The organism is Prosthecobacter dejongeii (assembly GCF_014203045.1).
In the GTDB taxonomy this organism is placed as follows: Bacteria; Verrucomicrobiota; Verrucomicrobiia; order Verrucomicrobiales; family Verrucomicrobiaceae; genus Prosthecobacter; species Prosthecobacter dejongeii.
Window position 1 is genome coordinate 76,873 of the sequence record NZ_JACHIF010000013.1, and the last position, 15,390, is coordinate 92,262.

General features: G+C 54.9%; 16 protein-coding genes. 12 read left to right on the plus strand and 4 right to left on the minus strand.

The features are described from left to right. The first annotated feature begins 59 nt into the window (after positions 1–59). From HNQ64_RS22650 to xylA, 8 genes are all read left to right on the plus strand, one after another. The gene (locus HNQ64_RS22650; protein ID WP_184212931.1) at positions 60–437 is read left to right on the plus strand and encodes a hypothetical protein; all 378 of its coding nucleotides are present in this window, start codon (positions 60–62) and stop codon (positions 435–437) included. 49 nt (positions 438–486) lie between these two features. Beyond that, positions 487–1,233, plus strand: coding sequence for a 3-oxoacyl-[acyl-carrier-protein] reductase (fabG, locus tag HNQ64_RS22655; protein WP_184212932.1), 747 nt, complete (start codon positions 487–489; stop codon positions 1,231–1,233). Positions 1,234–1,390: 157 nt separating this feature from the next. Beyond that, complete coding sequence (gene purH, locus HNQ64_RS22660) at positions 1,391–2,929, plus strand: bifunctional phosphoribosylaminoimidazolecarboxamide formyltransferase/IMP cyclohydrolase (protein WP_184212933.1); 1,539 nt, start codon at positions 1,391–1,393, stop codon at positions 2,927–2,929. A gap of 8 nt (positions 2,930–2,937) precedes the next feature. Beyond that, the gene (locus HNQ64_RS22665; protein WP_184212934.1) at positions 2,938–3,360 is read left to right on the plus strand and encodes a hypothetical protein; all 423 of its coding nucleotides are present in this window, start codon (positions 2,938–2,940) and stop codon (positions 3,358–3,360) included. Continuing rightward, complete coding sequence (locus tag HNQ64_RS22670; protein ID WP_184212935.1) at positions 3,360–4,115, plus strand: pyridoxine 5'-phosphate synthase; 756 nt, start codon at positions 3,360–3,362, stop codon at positions 4,113–4,115. The genes HNQ64_RS22665 and HNQ64_RS22670 overlap by 1 nt, the downstream gene beginning before the upstream one ends. Beyond that, the gene (acpS, locus tag HNQ64_RS22675) at positions 4,112–4,486 is read left to right on the plus strand and encodes a holo-ACP synthase (protein ID WP_184212936.1); all 375 of its coding nucleotides are present in this window, start codon (positions 4,112–4,114) and stop codon (positions 4,484–4,486) included. The genes HNQ64_RS22670 and acpS overlap by 4 nt, the downstream gene beginning before the upstream one ends. 417 nt (positions 4,487–4,903) lie before the next feature. Continuing rightward, on the plus strand, positions 4,904–5,512 hold the full coding sequence (gene thrH / locus HNQ64_RS22680) for a bifunctional phosphoserine phosphatase/homoserine phosphotransferase ThrH (protein WP_184212937.1): 609 nt from the start codon (positions 4,904–4,906) through the stop codon (positions 5,510–5,512). Between the two features lie 350 nt (positions 5,513–5,862). Then, positions 5,863–7,173 carry a xylose isomerase gene (gene xylA / locus HNQ64_RS22685; RefSeq protein ID WP_184212938.1) on the plus strand — a complete coding sequence of 437 codons (1,311 nt, stop codon included), beginning with the start codon at positions 5,863–5,865 and terminating at the stop codon, positions 7,171–7,173. A gap of 82 nt (positions 7,174–7,255) precedes the next feature. Here xylA and HNQ64_RS22690 read toward each other — a convergent pair whose 3' ends face one another. After that, the gene (locus HNQ64_RS22690) at positions 7,256–8,575 is read right to left on the minus strand and encodes a S8 family peptidase (RefSeq protein ID WP_184212939.1); all 1,320 of its coding nucleotides are present in this window, start codon (positions 8,573–8,575) and stop codon (positions 7,256–7,258) included. A gap of 173 nt (positions 8,576–8,748) precedes the next feature. Between HNQ64_RS22690 and HNQ64_RS22695 the strand changes: the two genes are divergently transcribed. Then, the gene (locus HNQ64_RS22695) at positions 8,749–9,846 is read left to right on the plus strand and encodes a substrate-binding domain-containing protein (RefSeq protein ID WP_184212940.1); all 1,098 of its coding nucleotides are present in this window, start codon (positions 8,749–8,751) and stop codon (positions 9,844–9,846) included. Here HNQ64_RS22695 and HNQ64_RS22700 read toward each other — a convergent pair. Beyond that, complete coding sequence (locus HNQ64_RS22700) at positions 9,843–10,847, minus strand: hypothetical protein (RefSeq protein WP_184212941.1); 1,005 nt, start codon at positions 10,845–10,847, stop codon at positions 9,843–9,845. The two genes, HNQ64_RS22695 and HNQ64_RS22700, sit on opposite strands and share 4 nt — an antisense overlap. A 94-nt stretch (positions 10,848–10,941) precedes the next feature. Then, positions 10,942–12,054 carry a hypothetical protein gene (locus HNQ64_RS22705; protein WP_184212942.1) on the minus strand — a complete coding sequence of 371 codons (1,113 nt, stop codon included), beginning with the start codon at positions 12,052–12,054 and terminating at the stop codon, positions 10,942–10,944. Between the two features lie 493 nt (positions 12,055–12,547). On the opposite strand from HNQ64_RS22705, the gene HNQ64_RS22710 reads away from it, so the two are divergent. From HNQ64_RS22710 to HNQ64_RS22720, 3 genes are all read left to right on the plus strand, one after another. Next, positions 12,548–13,321 (plus strand): ABC transporter permease, encoded by a 774-nt coding sequence (locus HNQ64_RS22710; RefSeq protein WP_184212943.1) that lies wholly within the window; start codon positions 12,548–12,550, stop codon positions 13,319–13,321. Positions 13,322–13,397: 76 nt separating this feature from the next. After that, positions 13,398–13,700, plus strand: coding sequence for an autorepressor SdpR family transcription factor (locus HNQ64_RS22715; RefSeq protein WP_184212944.1), 303 nt, complete (start codon positions 13,398–13,400; stop codon positions 13,698–13,700). Positions 13,701–13,708: 8 nt separating this feature from the next. Continuing rightward, positions 13,709–14,401: an SdpI family protein gene (locus HNQ64_RS22720; RefSeq protein ID WP_184212945.1), complete on the plus strand. Its 693-nt coding sequence runs from the start codon at positions 13,709–13,711 to the stop codon at positions 14,399–14,401. A gap of 10 nt (positions 14,402–14,411) precedes the next feature. Here the strand turns inward: HNQ64_RS22720 and HNQ64_RS22725 are convergent, their stop codons facing one another. Beyond that, complete coding sequence (locus HNQ64_RS22725; protein ID WP_184212946.1) at positions 14,412–15,374, minus strand: endonuclease/exonuclease/phosphatase family protein; 963 nt, start codon at positions 15,372–15,374, stop codon at positions 14,412–14,414. Between the last annotated feature and the right edge of the window lie 16 nt (positions 15,375–15,390).

Genomic DNA, 15,390 nt, shown 5'->3' on the forward strand with positions numbered 1-15,390 from the left:
TGGAATTGGCAACTGGCCCAAACGCGCACTTCATTCCCAAGCCTGCATGCCCCCACCCCATGACCTCCAAAGCTAAAAAACTCCTGCCACGGATTGAAAAAGCAGGCATCAAAGCCTCGCTCAAAGCTGGCCATCCCCTGGATCGTCAAGAACTGCTGGAGGTGAAGGTACAGTTACTACCTGCCCTGTATCGCTGGAGTCTGGGAGGCATTTCGGCCGCGTGTGCCTACGGAAGTTATGCCGGGTTTATGGCAGAGAGTACGAGCCGTGGACTGGGCATGGCGGCGCTGTCTTTGTTGTTCTTTTTCTTCGCCATTGTCGGCGTTCGTCACACTCTAGGCAGGATCCTGGAAAGTATGGATGGAGTGGATGCGGGGGAATTGTTGGGATTGGCCCTAGAAGGCATCGGCTCGGTGATTGGCGGACTCTTCGATTGAGGCAATAGGTCCGCGCTTGCCAGAAGGCCTGACTTGGCCATGATGCCACATGGGTAAACTCCAAGATAAAGTCGCAGTCGTCACCGGTGCCGGGCGTGGCATCGGCAAAGCCATCGCTGAAAAATTCGCTTCGGAAGGGGCCAAAGTGGCTATCATCAGCCGCACCGAAGCCAACTCCCAGGCCGCGGCCGAGGCCATCAATGCCAAGTATCCAGGGGCCGCTAAAGGCTATGCTGTCGATGTGGCCAATGGGCCGGCAGTGGCAGAACTGGGCAAGATCATTTTGGCGGATTTTGATCACGTGGACATCCTAGTCAACAATGCAGGCGTCACCAAAGACGGCCTGCTGCTGCGCATGAGCGAAGAAGATTGGGACTTTGTGGTAGATACAAACCTGAAGGGTGCCTTCAACATGGTGAAGGCCTTCCAGCGCAGCATCTTGAAACAAAAAGGGGCTCGCATCATCAATGTCGCTTCTGTCATCGGTCTCATCGGTAATGCTGGCCAAGCTAACTATGCAGCATCCAAGGCAGGCCTCATCGGCTTCACCAAATCCCTCGCCCGTGAATTTGCCGGACGCGGAGTCACGGCCAATGTCATCGCCCCAGGCTTCATCGCCACGGACATGACAGGCGTGCTGGATGAAAAAGTGAAGGCCGCGGTGCTGGAAAAAATCCCGCTCGCCGATTTCGGCCAGGCTGAGGACATCGCTGCTGCTGCCACGTTTCTCGCCAGTGCCGAGGCACGCTACATCACAGGTCAGGTTTTGGCTGTGGATGGTGGCATGGTCATGTAACCAAGGCACGCTAAAAAATATCTTTAACCTGCATCGGGAGTCTGGGTCATCCAGGCTCCCTTTTTCATGGCCGGGTCCCAGAATCACCCAATATTCCCCATTGCCCGCGCTCGCTTTCCCCCTTTACTCCTCTCTCCCGTAACACAACCTCGTTCACATGCCCATCGCCCGCGCCCTCCTTTCTGTTTCCGACAAAACCGGTCTCCTCGACTTTGCCAAAGGTCTGGCTGAGCTTGGGATTGAAATCCTTTCCACCGGCGGCACGGCAAAACACCTTAAAGACGCTGGCCTGACCGTCATTGATGTCTCCGAGCACACCGGTTTTCCGGAAATGTTTGATGGTCGTGTCAAGACTTTGCACCCTAAAGTCCACGGGGGCTTGCTACAGCGTCGCGACAACGATGAGGACAAAAAAAATGCGGCCAAGCACAACATCCCCGTCATTGATCTCGTCGCCATCAATCTTTATCCCTTTGAGCAGACCATCGCTAAAAAGGATGTGACGCTGGAGGAGGCCATCGAGAACATTGACATCGGCGGCCCTTCCATGCTGCGCAGTGCAGCCAAAAACCACCGTTGGGTCACTGTCATTTCGGATCCTGCGGACTACCCAATCGTTCTGGCTGAACTGAAGGAAAATAAGGGTGAGACCACCCTGGCTACCCGCGAGCGCCTAGCCTGCAAAGTCTTCCAGCGCACCTCCAGTTACGATGCCGCCATCGCTAGCTTCTTGAATAAAGAGCAGGTCACCCAAAAAACTTTCTCCCTCAGCCTGCCGTTGCACAGTGAGCTGCGTTACGGTGATAACCCACACCAGAAGTCAGCCCTCTACGGCAATTTCAGCGATTATTTCGTGAAGCTGCATGGCAAGGAACTCAGCTACACAAACATCCTGGACATCCACGGTGCAGCAGCCCTCATTCATGAGTTCCGCCGCCCCACGGTTGCCATCTTGAAGCATACCAATCCCTGCGGCATCGGCTGTGCGGATGAAGATCTGCGTGAAGCCTGGGCGAAAGCCTTCGAGACAGACAAACAGGCTCCTTTCGGCGGCGTCATCGTCATCAATCGCAGCATGACGCTGGGCTTAGCTCGCATCATCTCAGAGATTTTTACAGACATCATCATCGCCCCAGATTTCGATGCCGATGCCCGCGCGCTTCTTCAGAAAAAGAAAAATCTGCGCCTCATTCAGATGCTGCCTGAAGTCACCAAGACCTTCAGCGACCCCATCATCCGTAGTGCCCCTGGCGGTGTCCTCGTCATGGACAGTGACCCACGTGCACTAGGGCTGGAAGACCTGGAGAACAAAGTCAAGACCCAGCGCCCCCCGACACGTGAGGAACTGGAAGCCATGCGCTTTGCCTGGCGTGTGGTGAAGCACGTGAAGTCAAACGCCATCGTCTTCGCTACTCATGACCGTACCCTTGGCATCGGCGCAGGCCAGATGAGCCGCGTGGACTCCTGCCGCATCGCCATTTGGAAGGCTAAAGAAGCAGGCCTTTCTCTCGCAGGCAGCGTCGTCGCCAGCGATGCGATGTTCCCATTTGCTGATGGCCTTATCGCTTGCTCTGAAGCCGGAGCCACCGCAGCCATCCAGCCCGGCGGCAGCCTGCGTGATGAAGAAGTCATCGCTGCGGCCGATGAGCGCAAAATGGCCATGGTCTTCACGGGCCACCGCCACTTCCTGCATTGATACCCCCTATGGCCATCTTTGGCATCCTCTTCCTCGGCGTTGCCCTCGTCCTCATCGGCGCGGGCATCGCCCTTGGATTAGCTGCTATCGGGGCTGCCGCCGCGCTGATAAGTCTAGGTGTCCTTTCTTCCTCTGTCCTGATCGGCCTCCGCGCGGGCCGCACAGAATCAGGCATTCGTGCTTTTTTGATTCAGTGTGGCATCCTGGCCGGAATTCCCGCTGGAGCCATCTGCGCCTGGGCTTTGAAGCACTTTTCGGCTCAGATCGGGGACGGTTGGGTCATTCCAGCCTATGGTGCTCTCGGCGGTGCTCTGGCAGGACTCTGCTTAGCCTTGCTCCTCGATGCCCTCTCCCGTCGCACTCATGCCTGGGCCACCAAGCAACTGGCTAAAACCCATCTTTTTTCCTCAGACTCTCAACGTCCTCTTTGATGAATCCGCCTCTCCTTCTCGGCGTCAATATCGACCACGTGGCCACTCTTCGGCAGGCCCGTTACCGCACCATGTTAGGCGCGCACAATGTCGAACCCAGCATCCTCGAAGCCGCACATCTTGCTGAGGCTTCTGGGGCAAGCTCCATCACCGTCCATTTGCGTGCAGACCGCCGCCACATCGTGGATGCAGACATCTACCTACTGCGCAAAGAGATCGGCACCAAGATGAATCTGGAAATGGGCAACACGGCTGAGATCTTGGGCATTGCCTTAGAGGTGAAGCCAGATTTTGTCTGCATGGTTCCAGAGAATCGCGAAGAAGTAACGACCGAGGGGGGGCTGGATGTGATTGGCCAAAAGGAGGCCCTACGCAGCAGCGTGGCTCAACTGGAAGCCAATGGCACCCGCGTCAGCATGTTCATTGACCCTGACTTGGATCAAGTTCGCGCCTCCGCCGAAATCGGAGCCAGCATGATTGAGCTGCACACAGGTACTTTTGCCAATGAGCAAGGTGAAAAACGGGCTCATGAAACCGCCCGACTGATCGCTGCGGCAAAGTTGGGTCACAGCCTCGGTTTGCAAATCAATGCTGGCCATGGCCTGACCACCAAAAATCTTCCTGAACTCTTCAGCGTGCCACATCTGGCGGAGCTGAATATCGGCCATAGCATCGTCGCGCGATCCGTTTTTGTTGGGATGCGGCAGGCCATCGCCGAATTCCTCGCTATCATGGCTCAGTATCCACACGCATGATTGGACTGGGCATAGATCTGGTGGAAGTACCACGCATTCGGGATCTCCTCATCAAGCACGGAGATCGCTTTAAAGAGCGCACCTTCACAGCGGGAGAAATCGCCTATTGTGATTCCTGTGCTGACCCCGCCATGCATTACGCGGCCCGCTTTGCGGCGAAAGAAGCAGCAGCCAAGGCGATCGGCACCGGTCTCTGGGCCGAGGGCGTGGATTGGAAAGACTTCGAGATTACCCGTGAGGCATCAGGCAGGCCCGTGCTCTTGCTCCATGGAGGAGCACAAAAACACGCCACCTCCCAGGGCGTCACACGCGTCCTGGTTTCCCTCACCCACACGAAAGATCTCGCGCAGGCACAGGTCTCCCTGGCCTAGGCTGAAAGAGATGCCGGACTAAAACGCCATGCCCCATTGCATGGGCGTGGGAGTGCGGTCTTGGTCACGCGGGGGCATGTGCCTAAAGTTTTTCGGAGTTGGGCGTAACTTCGTCTCTCCATTCATCAAGTATCCCAAGGAACCTGCCGAGTGAACTTGACTGCAACTGCTGCCCACAAAGATCAAGCCGACCGAAACGACCCAGAGGCCGCGAGTAAAAAATGTCATTCAGTTAAAAAGTAAAAATGAGATCTGAGGTCGGGAGACATGTAAATAATACACCTTTTCGACTTTTTAACAATCCCAGATCCATAACATCCAAATTCCCTTTAGCCCGCCCAGCGTCTGGAGATGCTCTGACTTTACCCATGCCGTGACTAGACAGTGCCCCCAACCCATGACACAGAAACGCTGCCCATGAAAAAACAGACCATCGTCACCCTCGACCTTGAAGGCGTACTCGTCCCGGAAATTTGGATCGCTTTTGCCGAAAAAACCGGCATCGCTGAATTGCGCCGCACGACACGGGATGAGCCCGACTATGACGTGCTGATGAAGAGCCGCCTCGCCATTCTGGATCAGCATGGGCTCAAGCTGAATGATATCCAAGAAGTCATCAGCACGCTTTCTCCCATGGAAGGAGCCAAGGACTTCCTGGATGAATTGCGCTCTTTGACTCAGGTCATCATCTTGAGCGATACTTTCGAAGAATTTGCCCAACCGCTCATGCGCCAGCTAGCGTGGCCCGCCATTTTTTGCCACTATTTAGAGACCGACTCCACAGGCCGCATCGTCAACTACAAGCTGCGCCAGTCTAACCAAAAACAAAAAGCCGTCGTGGCCTTCAAAAGCCTCAATTACCAAGTCATTGCAGCAGGTGATTCTTTCAATGACACCACCATGCTGGGAGAAGCGCACAAGGGTTTCTTTTTCCACTCCCCCGCAAGCATTCAGGCCCAGTTCCCTCAGTTCCAGCCTTTTGATCGTTACGAAGACCTGCTTTCAGCGATCAAAGCTGAGCTGTGAGGAGTGGAGTAGAAGTGATTTCATCTCTGGTTAGATCACATCTGAATCACTCAATGTCACAAGCGTTTCAGGGCAGCAAAATGCATGACTTGTTTGAGTCAACATTGCTTTAAAATCGCCGACCACTTGGCCTGCTAGCTGCTTATTAGATTTCCTGAAGCGCGAGCTTCACCACAACGAGCTGGACTGTCACTTCATGGTTGGGGACAGCCCGGTCAATTAAGGCCCGGAGGGATTTTGGTTGGGTCCCTCCGGGCCGCTTTTATTAAAAAGCGATCTCCTGAGCCAACTCCCACCCATGAACAAGCTTGACGCTTTCCTGCCGAAAGTATCCAATGGCCGCCCATACCATGAGCGAAGCTTTTCCTGATATTCCGAAAATCCAGTACGAGGGTCCCAAATCTCGCAATCCTCTTTCCTTCAAGCACTACAACGCTGACGAGGTCATCGCCGGCAAAAAGATGCGTGACCATTTCCGCTTCGGCGTCGCCTATTGGCATGCCATGCGCAATAGCCTGGCCGACCCTTTCGGTGCAGGCACCGCCCAGCGCCCCTGGGATGACGGCAGCAATTCGATCGCCAATGCGCAACGCCGCGTCTGGGCCTGCTTTGAGTTTATGGATAAGCTGGGCGTGGATTATTACTGCTTCCATGACCGGGATGTCGCTCCCGAAGGCGAAACCTTGGCCGAGAGTAATGCGAATCTTGATGCCGTCGCTGACGAGCTCGAAAAAGCCCAAAAGGCCACCGGTAAAAAGTTACTTTGGGGCACCGCTTGTTTGTTTGCCCACCCTCGGTATAACCAAGGCGCTGCCACCAGCCCAAATGCCCAGGTCTATGCTTACGCCGCCGCTCAGGTGAAGAAAGCGATCGAAGTCACTCATCGCCTAGGCGGTGAAGGCTACACCTTCTGGGGAGGCCGTGAGGGCTACGCTTCCCTGTTGAATACAGACATGAAGCGGGAGCTGGACCACCTCGCACGCTTCCTCCACATGGCTGTGGACTATAAAAAGGAGATCGGCTTTAAAGGCCCCTTCTACATTGAGCCTAAACCTCGTGAGCCCTCCACTCACCAGTATGATTCCGACGCAGCCGCCTGCTTAAACTTCCTTCGTGAGCATAACCTCATGGAGCACTTCAAACTCAATCTGGAAACCAACCACGCCACCCTAGCCGGTCACAGCATGTGGCATGAAATGGAAGTGGCCGTCGCAGCGGACGCTCTCGGCTCTGTGGATGCTAATACGGGCGATGAACTCATCGGCTGGGATACCGATCAATTCCCGACCGATATTTACCTCACCACACAGATGATGCTTGTCATTTTGAAGAGCGGCGGCTTCACCACCGGGGGCCTCAATTTCGATGCCAAAGTGCGCCGTGAATCCTTTGAGCCCGTGGATCTTTTCCATGCTCACATCGGTGGTATGGATGCCTTTGCCCGCGGCCTGAAAATCGCTGCTTCCATCCTTGAAGATGGTCGCCTGGATGCCTTCCGCAAAGCCCGTTACAGCACTTTTGATGCAGGCATCGGCGCGAAGGTGGAAGCAGGCACCACCAGCTTTGCCGAACTGGAAGCTTACACCCTAGAAAATGGTGAGCCCCTCATCGGCTCAGGCCGTCAGGAGATGCTGGAGAACCTCATCAACGAGTACATCTAAGCTCGTTGATTTTTTGATCCGCTGCGAAGAGACAGGTCGAGGGACCTGTCTCTTTTTTTGAATGCGGTGTGACCCAGAAATCTCAAGGCTGAACCATTTGAATGATGCCAGCACCGACCTGCGATTTCGGTGCTCCTGTTGGTTGTGCATTCGCTGTCAGAGTTTTGGCCATGCCCTGGACGGGATAGCCCCAACTCAGTAACGCGGAAATCACACCACTCGTTAGGGCCGTCGCTTGAGAGGTGCCACTGCTCACCACCATACGATTTCCACTGTAAGCCGAAACGATGCCCACCCCTGGAGCGGAGATGGTGAGTGTCTCCCCCGAATTTGAAAAGTAGGCTTGATTCCCATTCGCATCCACCGCAGCAACACTGATGACACCTTCATACCCGGCTGGATAAGCCAGAGAAGTTTGTTGTTCATTCCCGGCTGCGGCCACTACGATCACATCGTTAGCCAAAGCGTATTCCACGGCACGGCGCAGCACATCGGAATCTCCTGTGGTGCCCAGGCTGATGTTGATGAGCCGCGCGCCTTCATCCACGGCCCGCATGATGCCCTCAGCCACTAGGGCAGTATTGCTCTCCCCACGAGTATCAGCCACACGAATGTCAAGAAGATCTGAAGCGGGAGCCACGCCGCCATCGCGTGCATCCGTTCCAGCGATTAGAGAAGCCATGGCAGTGCCGTGGCCATTGGGCTCCAGTCCATCCTTGACGAGATCTATGTGCGTGACTCGGGAATCTTGCAGTGAGGGGTGTTGCGTGACGCCGGTATCGAGAACGGCGACTTTAGTGCCAGCCCCCCAGGCACTGCGATCCCCCATGGCACCGATGGCATTCAGCCCACTGTTGCCGAAAGGCGTCGCCCCACCTGCATTGGCAGAGTCCACCTGACTGGCATCCGGCAGACCGGGAACCCAAGCCAGATAGTTCAGGCCGATGTTCTGCAAATCCTCCGCATTCTGCCGCAATTCACGCGCCATGGTCAAAGGGTCTGTGTATTTTACCCGCGCACTGAGCAGACGCGGATCATCATGCAAAATCTGAAATCCCTCTCGCGCAGCCCTCTCACGGAAAGCCTTCAGAGCCTCAGGAGATTTAAAAGTGAGGACTAACTCGTTAGGTTTCACCCCTGGGGCAGAACTGAGTTTCCGCAATCGCTCGGCCAACTCATCCAGTGTGTGCAGGGCCATCGTCGCGGTCTGTTCCAGCCTGGCATCTACATCCAGCGACTTGAGCAAACTGGGCGGTAGAGTGCGTTCCCAGTCAGGCAACTTTTTGGCTGAACGAGCAGAAGGCCCTTCCGTGGTCTTCACCGCTAACCAGCCAAGTGTGCCAAAAGAAAGCACACAGACTAGAATGCTGAGGGAGAGAAGACTTTTCAGCCAGACGTTCATGAGATGCAGAATAAGACCCCGATAACTGATCTTTGTTTCATCTTATTTTAATCGAACCTGCACCTACTCAGGTAGAAATCTTCACGTCTTTTTCTAGATTACGCCTCCTGCTCACATTGGTCATATCAGGAGTTGAATATTTCCTGACCGCTGTGTGTAATCGTCCCCCGACGATGCTTTCGGACACCGCTTCCCTGTCCCTACCCGTGCGCCCTAAACGTGCAGCGGAAGTGGCAGTTTTTTTGCGTGAATGCCTGCTCAAAGGCACCTGGCCCCGTTACCTACCAGGAGAGATGGAACTGGCGCACCAACTCCAAGTGGGCAGAAACACCCTTCGCGCAGCACTGGCTCAACTGGAAAGCGAAGGCCTGGTCAAGACCCACATGGGCCGTAGGAGAGAGGTCACTGGCTGTTGTGCCACAGTCCCGCCCCCCACGCTTCAGACCGCTTGGCTTCTGCTCTGCTCCCCACCTCATACACTCGCCTCTTCCACCCTGTTATGGATGGAAACCTTGCGTCTAAGGCTCCAGGGAGCGGGCTGGCATCTACAAATGAAAGTGGTCTCTGCTGCCTTCCGGTCAAACCCCACCCAGATACTCGAAACGCTGACTTCAGAGCATCCTCACGGAGTGTGGATCCTCCACCGCTCTACCCAGGCCATGCAGCGCTGGTTTGAAAACCAGGGCATTAAAACCGTGATCGCAGGCACCCCACACGCTGGGATTTCCCTCCCGCAAGTGGATACCGACTACCGCGCCACTTCACGACATGCAGCCACGCGGCTAACAGCACTCGGTCACCAGCATCTTGTGATTGTCGCCTCTCAAGTGAAACTGGCTGGCGACGCGGAAAGTGTGGCTGGCTTCCAGGAAGGTGCAGGGCAGGCCCAAGTGCAAGTGATGACACATCAAGACACCCCTGCTAGCGTCATCGCCGGCTTGCGACGTCTATTCGCAAAATCATCCGCACCTACAGCTTTTTTCGTGCTGCGGGCAGATCACTTAGCCACAGTACAAACTTGGTTGTTAGGCCAGGGCTACCGCATCCCAGGGCAAATTTCTCTCCTCTCCCGTGATGATGAATCCTTCCTCCTGCATCTGCATCCTGAGCCAGCCCGTTACCGCCGCAGCGCGGAGACCTTTGCCAAAAAGCTGGCGCGCCTAGTCATCTCCTGTGGAGAAGGACGCACGATCCGCGAAGCCAGCCGACTTCTGATGCCTGAATTTCTGCGTGGAGAAAGCCTGGGGCCAGCGCCTATCCGCAGCATTTAACGCAGCAGCGTCAGTAGCTCGCGCATCCGCAGTTCGATGTTGAGCAAACTGGCCTGCACCATGGCTAACCATTCTTGATCAGTGCCTGGAGTCGCATGCTGCATCATCTTGTCTGTTGCATTGAGGGCCGCACCAAAGAGGGGTAGGGACTGCTCTAAATCCACAATCAAAAACTGCCAATGCGCACTCTTGGACTCCGAAAACTGCCGTAATACATGCACCAAATGCGCGGTGAGATCTGCCACCGTCGAAAGCAAGTGCATTACGGCCGGGCGGGAGCGTACCTCTTCATTGAATACCAGCAACTGCTCAAACCTGCGCAGCTCTTGAGCAAGTGCCTGGGATCGTTTGGCAGGATTCGCCGAGTTGGATTTTTTCGGCTTTCCTGGTGGGTTTATCCCTTCTGGAGCTTCGAGCGAACTAAAGGGATCTCCACTGCTGAGATCATGCGGCTCAAAAGGATCTGGCATGCCTGGAGCTAGCAACGCCCCTTCTCGATCATGGTGGTCTTGCTGATGCAAAAGAAAATGCTTCCGCCGCGCGCGTGCCTGTCGCAAAAGAGAAGCCTCTTCCTGTTCACTCATCTGCCAGCGTGGTGCACTCACCCGCATCTGAAGGTGCCAGGACTGAATGAGGATACGCTGGTGCTGCTGGTTGAACCATTCCAAGAAAAGTAAGTTTTTCAGTCCTTGGGGTTCTAGCAATGGAGAAAGGCCAGAATTACGGCGGCGTGGCAGTTTTGCGACTCGATAGGAAGCCGTCATCACCCCACTAAACCCGTGCTGCTGTGGGGCTAACCAAGCCACTTCATCCAAATCTCCATGCGGGAGCGGATTGTGCAAATCCACCCGACATCCTGCAATATCGCGAAGGAAATTACCGACCAGTTCCACCCTCACTGGCTGTTTGGAGCCCGCCACATGCAGCATCCCGGTCACCAGACCAGGCACTTCATTGGAGAGATAACCTCCGAGGAGGGAAGATTCGAGACAAAGGATCATCAGTTACTAGATAAACTAGAATCAGATGAACCTTCGAGCAAGAGCGATTCAGAGCCGAGCCTGGCCCCACCGTGAGATTATCAGCCGTACTTCTTCATCGTTTATCTTTTCCGCGTGCCATCTGCAGAGCATTTTCCTCAGCCACTCCTTCTAAATTCATGACTTCCACGTCACGGAAATCATCAAAATGAATGCCGTAGATGCTGATCTGCCCAGCCTTGGGAGCATTCTTTGTGGTCACTTCCATCACCACATCGCGATAACGAGCCAGCAGCACCTGACCAATGGCAAAGAACTCCAACGTGTAAGCACGCCCGGGTTCCGCCGCCTGAGGCAAATCCATTTGCCTCAAGGTCTGGTAGCGCTCATCGGCCTGCCGATCAAAACGCTGAATCGTCAGCGTCTTACCTCCATGCTCAAGGTAAGCATTAAAATTAGACTCGTGACTGGAACGCAGAAGCAACTCGGGCACCTGCGCCCGGTGCTGATGGCGAAACGTCACCCTCAGCCCCCAATTGGTCCCCTTGATGCCCACAGGCAAAGTGGAAGCGACTCCACTGGAAGTCAGCCACCCATTGCCCCTGGATTTTAAAAAGGGCATCTCTTTGAGATTCAAAGGAATTGCTTTCCAGCGACCCACTGGAAAGTGAGAAAACTCAGCCGCCTCAGTTTCTTCTACTCGAGATGAAGTCGCGGGGCTAGCTCCCGCAAAACCAGGAATTACTGTCTCCGATAAAGCCGGTTGAGGCGGACCTGTAAAATCCCCAACACCCGCCAAATTCAGAGCTTCCACATGCTTCATTCCATCCAGGTTCACATGCTCTACACCCTGAAAAGCATCCCTCGAAATCCCATAAATGGAGGCATACCCCCTGTAGGGAACGTCTGAGACTGCAATATCCAGCAGGTGATCGTCCAGGCGTGCAATGAGCCGCTGATGAATCGCGAAAAATTCCAAACGGTATGCTTGTCCCGTCTTGATGGGCTCTGGCAGCCAGCGTTTTCCCAGAGTAATGCGCTGCAGCATTCCTTCGTTTTCATAGCGCTGGATGACCAAAGTTTTTCCGTTTTCATCCAAATAAGCACTGTAATGGAATGGCCCATTCTCACGCAGCCATAATTCCGGCGGTGCGCCATCATTCAAATGGGCAAAGCTCGCGCGCAGTCCCCAATTGCTGCCCTGTGCATTTTGAGGGGCCAAGGACATCCATTTAGGCAATCGGGACCAACCATCTGCAGACTCGGTATAACTCGGACTCTCTTGAGCACTGACCTTCACTGGCACCCATTTCCCTTGGGGAAACAGACGATGCCAGCCAGATTCATGTGAACTCTGCTTTACCCTGGTATTTTCACCAGCAAGCCCACCGAAAGACCATATTCCAGCAACCACCAAAGCTACAAAACCCGTTGCTAGGGTGATTCTTTTCCGCTGCTGACCTCTGCGCTTGGCCTCCCAAGAGGTCTTGGAATCGGAGCTCCGTTGCTTGGAAAAATCCTCCTCCACCCGCACACTCAGGGGGGCGGACTTGTCGTGAAGAGCTTTTTCCTGGGAACTTTTCTCCATACGCACCACTTTCTTATGGTTTGTTTACTTACAAAGAAAAGAAGGTGAGGCAACTTTAACGACGCCTGAAAGCTGAGTTATACAAAACATGGAGTGGCCATAGATCTGTGCTCGTTTCCTGTTACCTTCTCCCATGTCCTCTCGCCTGTTCTGGCTTTTCCTGGCCTTTATCACTGCGGCTTACCTAGTTTTTTGGTTTCTCCTCATCGGTGCCACCGCCACTTACAGCACGCCGGAAGCCTGGCTGGAAACACTGCTGAAGTCTGAAATCCGCTATGCCACAGGCCTCAGCCTCGTCACTTGCACCGCAGCCGCCACCTTTGCTTTGCTCTTTGCGGTGCCCATCGGATACCTCATGGCAAGACGCCACTTCCCCGGCAAGGCCTTGCTGGATGCGGCGCTAGACATTCCGATTGTGCTCCCCCCCATGGTGGTGGGACTGTGCTTGCTGATCTTTTTCCAAACCCAGATCGGTAAGGCTATCGAAGAAGTCATTCCATTTACCTACACCATTGCTGGAGTCATCCTAGCTCAGTTCGTGGTAGCGGCGGCCTTCGCCATCCGCACCGTAAGAGGGACTTTTGATCACCTATCCTCCCGACCTGAAGATGTGGCACTGACGCTGGGTGCCACCCGCTTTCAGGCGCTCTGGCATATCGCTCTGCCCAGTGCGAAACGTGGACTGATCGCCGCCTTCTGCATCGCCTGGGCCCGCAGCCTGGGCGAATTCGGACCCATTTTGGTGTTTGCGGGGGCCACTCGCCATCGCACAGAGGTGCTGCCAACGACCGTTTGGCTGGAATTGAGCGTGGGGAATCTAGAGTCCGCTGTAGCCGTGAGTTTGGTGATGATTCTGATCGCCATAGCCGTGCTCGGCGTGGTGCGGGCGAGCGGAGAAAGAATCTAATCACGCCAACCGAGGTGAACACTGAGTGCAAATCTCCTTGCATTAATTCGATATTTGTCGAAATATCAAAGCAATCATGAATTCCTTGTTCAAAGCTCTGAATGATCCCACCCGGAGGCAGATCCTGGAGATGCTACGGGAGCGATCACTGACGGCAGGGGAAATTGCAGACGCATGTCAGGTCGGCAAACCCACCGTGTCTCACCACCTCGACATCCTGAGACAGGCCGAACTGGTGGAAGAAGAGCGCCAGGGTCAGTTCCGGCGTTACCACCTAAATACCAGCGTGGTGGAAGATGTGATGGTGTGGCTCAGCGGCCTCATGGAGTCCACCCAACCCACAGCTAAAAAAGCAGTGACCAAAAAGCTAAAAGCCTGATCCTCTTCATGAAAAAAAATATTCTTTCCTTTGTTAGGCGCGAGTGGTTGCAATTGCTCATCCTCAGCATCCCTGTCTTGGCATCTTTGGCAGCCATGCCCTTCGCAACGGATCGTGTACCCATGCAGTGGAATCTGCGTGGGGAGGTGAATTGGTATGCGCCCAAAACCTGGGGACTGCTGGTAATGCCTGTCACGACGTTGCTCTCTTTCGGGGTCGTCTTTTGGAAAGAAAGCCAGGATGCAGGTCGGTATCGTGAAGGAGATGGCAGCCTCACCGCCCATGGCAAAGCCACTCGGTTGATCCGTCTCGGCATCAGCGTACTACTCGCAGCCGTGGCACTGGTGCAAATCTCCTGGTCTTTGGGGCACCGTCCAGATGTCACTCGCTGGGTGATCACTGGGATCGCATTGCTCTTTGCTTTCATCGGCAACCTTTTCGGCAAACTGAAACGCAATCGTTATGCAGGCATCCGCGTTCCCTGGACACTGAATTCGGAGTATGTTTGGCGGCAGACGCACCGTGCGGCGGGCTGGATCTGGACGGTCAGCAGCCTGGTTGTTGCGGCCATGTCTTGGCTACTGCCGGCGAACCTTTTGCCGATGCATCTCACGGGCCTATGGTTATTTTTCTTGATCGTCATTCCGCTCTGCATCGCGTGGCATGAAGCCCGCAAAGAGAAACGCGGATTAACGGCCTAACAGGTCATTCTCAAGGAAGCCACCCCACCTCCAACTCCTGCGGGCGGTGATCTGAGCCCACATCAGGCCCGATTTTCCTTCCAACGATCACCAGAGGTGGCGTGCAAAGGGCGTGATCAATCGGCACGGCAACTGGTGTGCCCACTTGCCAAGTCGGTGTCCAGGCTGGGGCAGGCGAACGAAAATCCAACTCATTGCCCTGGCGGATCAGCTTCATGCCCCAGGACCACGGCGTAGCATTCAGATCCCCCACCACCAGCACCGGCTGCTTCAGAAAAGCCACTCGCTGGCCGATCTCCTGAAGTTGCCAATCCCTTCTCGCCGCCAGCCGAGGGCCGATGGGTGGCAGCGGGTGAATGCCTAAAATCACCATCTCCTGACCATCGTGCATCAATCGAGCCTGAATAGACGGCATGGAACCAGGAGAAGGCTGCCAGACCTCCACGGAAAGCAAAGGCACCCGGCTGAAAAATGCGACGCCAAAGTTATCCTCCCGAGAGCCTAACAAATGATGTGGATAATTAGATTTTAAAGACTCCAACGCTTCCCCCCAGGCGGCATCAACTTCCATGAGGAAAATCACATCGGCACGGGTACTTCGCAGGTAGTCCAGCACCCCTTGCTTTTGGGGATTTCCTGTGAGCACATTCAGGCTCACCACCCGCAGTTTCGCACCTTCTTCTTGAGTCCACGAGTCCTTCCCACGGGCCTGATAGAGGTCATTCACATTCATCACCAGTGACGCCACGCAAAAGCCGATCATCAGCCGTGAACGCTTCGCCATCAGCGACCAAAGCAATGCCACTCCACAAAGAATGACATACTGCCAGCGAAAGTGGCTGAAGAGATCCAGGGTCCAATGAAAGCGCCCCAAGAGCCCGAGCCAGGTCCCCAGCAGCATCAACACCAAGTTAAAATCCAGCACTGCCCGGAAGCGGAGCCGCGCAGACAAAGAAGAGAGCTTATCCATCATGCGAACAATAAGGTCC

Excerpts from the sequence above, each read along its gene's own strand:
- HNQ64_RS22700 (WP_184212941.1), bottom strand. The coding sequence starts at position 10,847 with ATGATCCTTTGTCTCGAATCTTCCCTCCTCGGAGGTTATCTCTCCAAT.
- acpS (WP_184212936.1), top strand. The coding sequence starts at position 4,112 with ATGATTGGACTGGGCATAGATCTGGTGGAAGTACCACGCATTCGGGAT.
- HNQ64_RS22720 (WP_184212945.1), top strand. The coding sequence starts at position 13,709 with ATGAAAAAAAATATTCTTTCCTTTGTTAGGCGCGAGTGGTTGCAATTG.
- HNQ64_RS22670 (WP_184212935.1), top strand. The coding sequence starts at position 3,360 with ATGAATCCGCCTCTCCTTCTCGGCGTCAATATCGACCACGTGGCCACT.
- HNQ64_RS22705 (WP_184212942.1), bottom strand. The coding sequence starts at position 12,054 with ATGTCCTTGGCCCCTCAAAATGCACAGGGCAGCAATTGGGGACTGCGC.
- fabG (WP_184212932.1), top strand. The coding sequence starts at position 487 with ATGGGTAAACTCCAAGATAAAGTCGCAGTCGTCACCGGTGCCGGGCGT.
- thrH (WP_184212937.1), top strand. The coding sequence starts at position 4,904 with ATGAAAAAACAGACCATCGTCACCCTCGACCTTGAAGGCGTACTCGTC.
- HNQ64_RS22725 (WP_184212946.1), bottom strand. The coding sequence starts at position 15,374 with ATGATGGATAAGCTCTCTTCTTTGTCTGCGCGGCTCCGCTTCCGGGCA.
- xylA (WP_184212938.1), top strand. The coding sequence starts at position 5,863 with ATGAGCGAAGCTTTTCCTGATATTCCGAAAATCCAGTACGAGGGTCCC.
- purH (WP_184212933.1), top strand. The coding sequence starts at position 1,391 with ATGCCCATCGCCCGCGCCCTCCTTTCTGTTTCCGACAAAACCGGTCTC.
- HNQ64_RS22715 (WP_184212944.1), top strand. The coding sequence starts at position 13,398 with ATGAATTCCTTGTTCAAAGCTCTGAATGATCCCACCCGGAGGCAGATC.
- HNQ64_RS22690 (WP_184212939.1), bottom strand. The coding sequence starts at position 8,575 with ATGAACGTCTGGCTGAAAAGTCTTCTCTCCCTCAGCATTCTAGTCTGT.
- HNQ64_RS22665 (WP_184212934.1), top strand. The coding sequence starts at position 2,938 with ATGGCCATCTTTGGCATCCTCTTCCTCGGCGTTGCCCTCGTCCTCATC.
- HNQ64_RS22650 (WP_184212931.1), top strand. The coding sequence starts at position 60 with ATGACCTCCAAAGCTAAAAAACTCCTGCCACGGATTGAAAAAGCAGGC.
- HNQ64_RS22695 (WP_184212940.1), top strand. The coding sequence starts at position 8,749 with ATGCTTTCGGACACCGCTTCCCTGTCCCTACCCGTGCGCCCTAAACGT.
- HNQ64_RS22710 (WP_184212943.1), top strand. The coding sequence starts at position 12,548 with ATGTCCTCTCGCCTGTTCTGGCTTTTCCTGGCCTTTATCACTGCGGCT.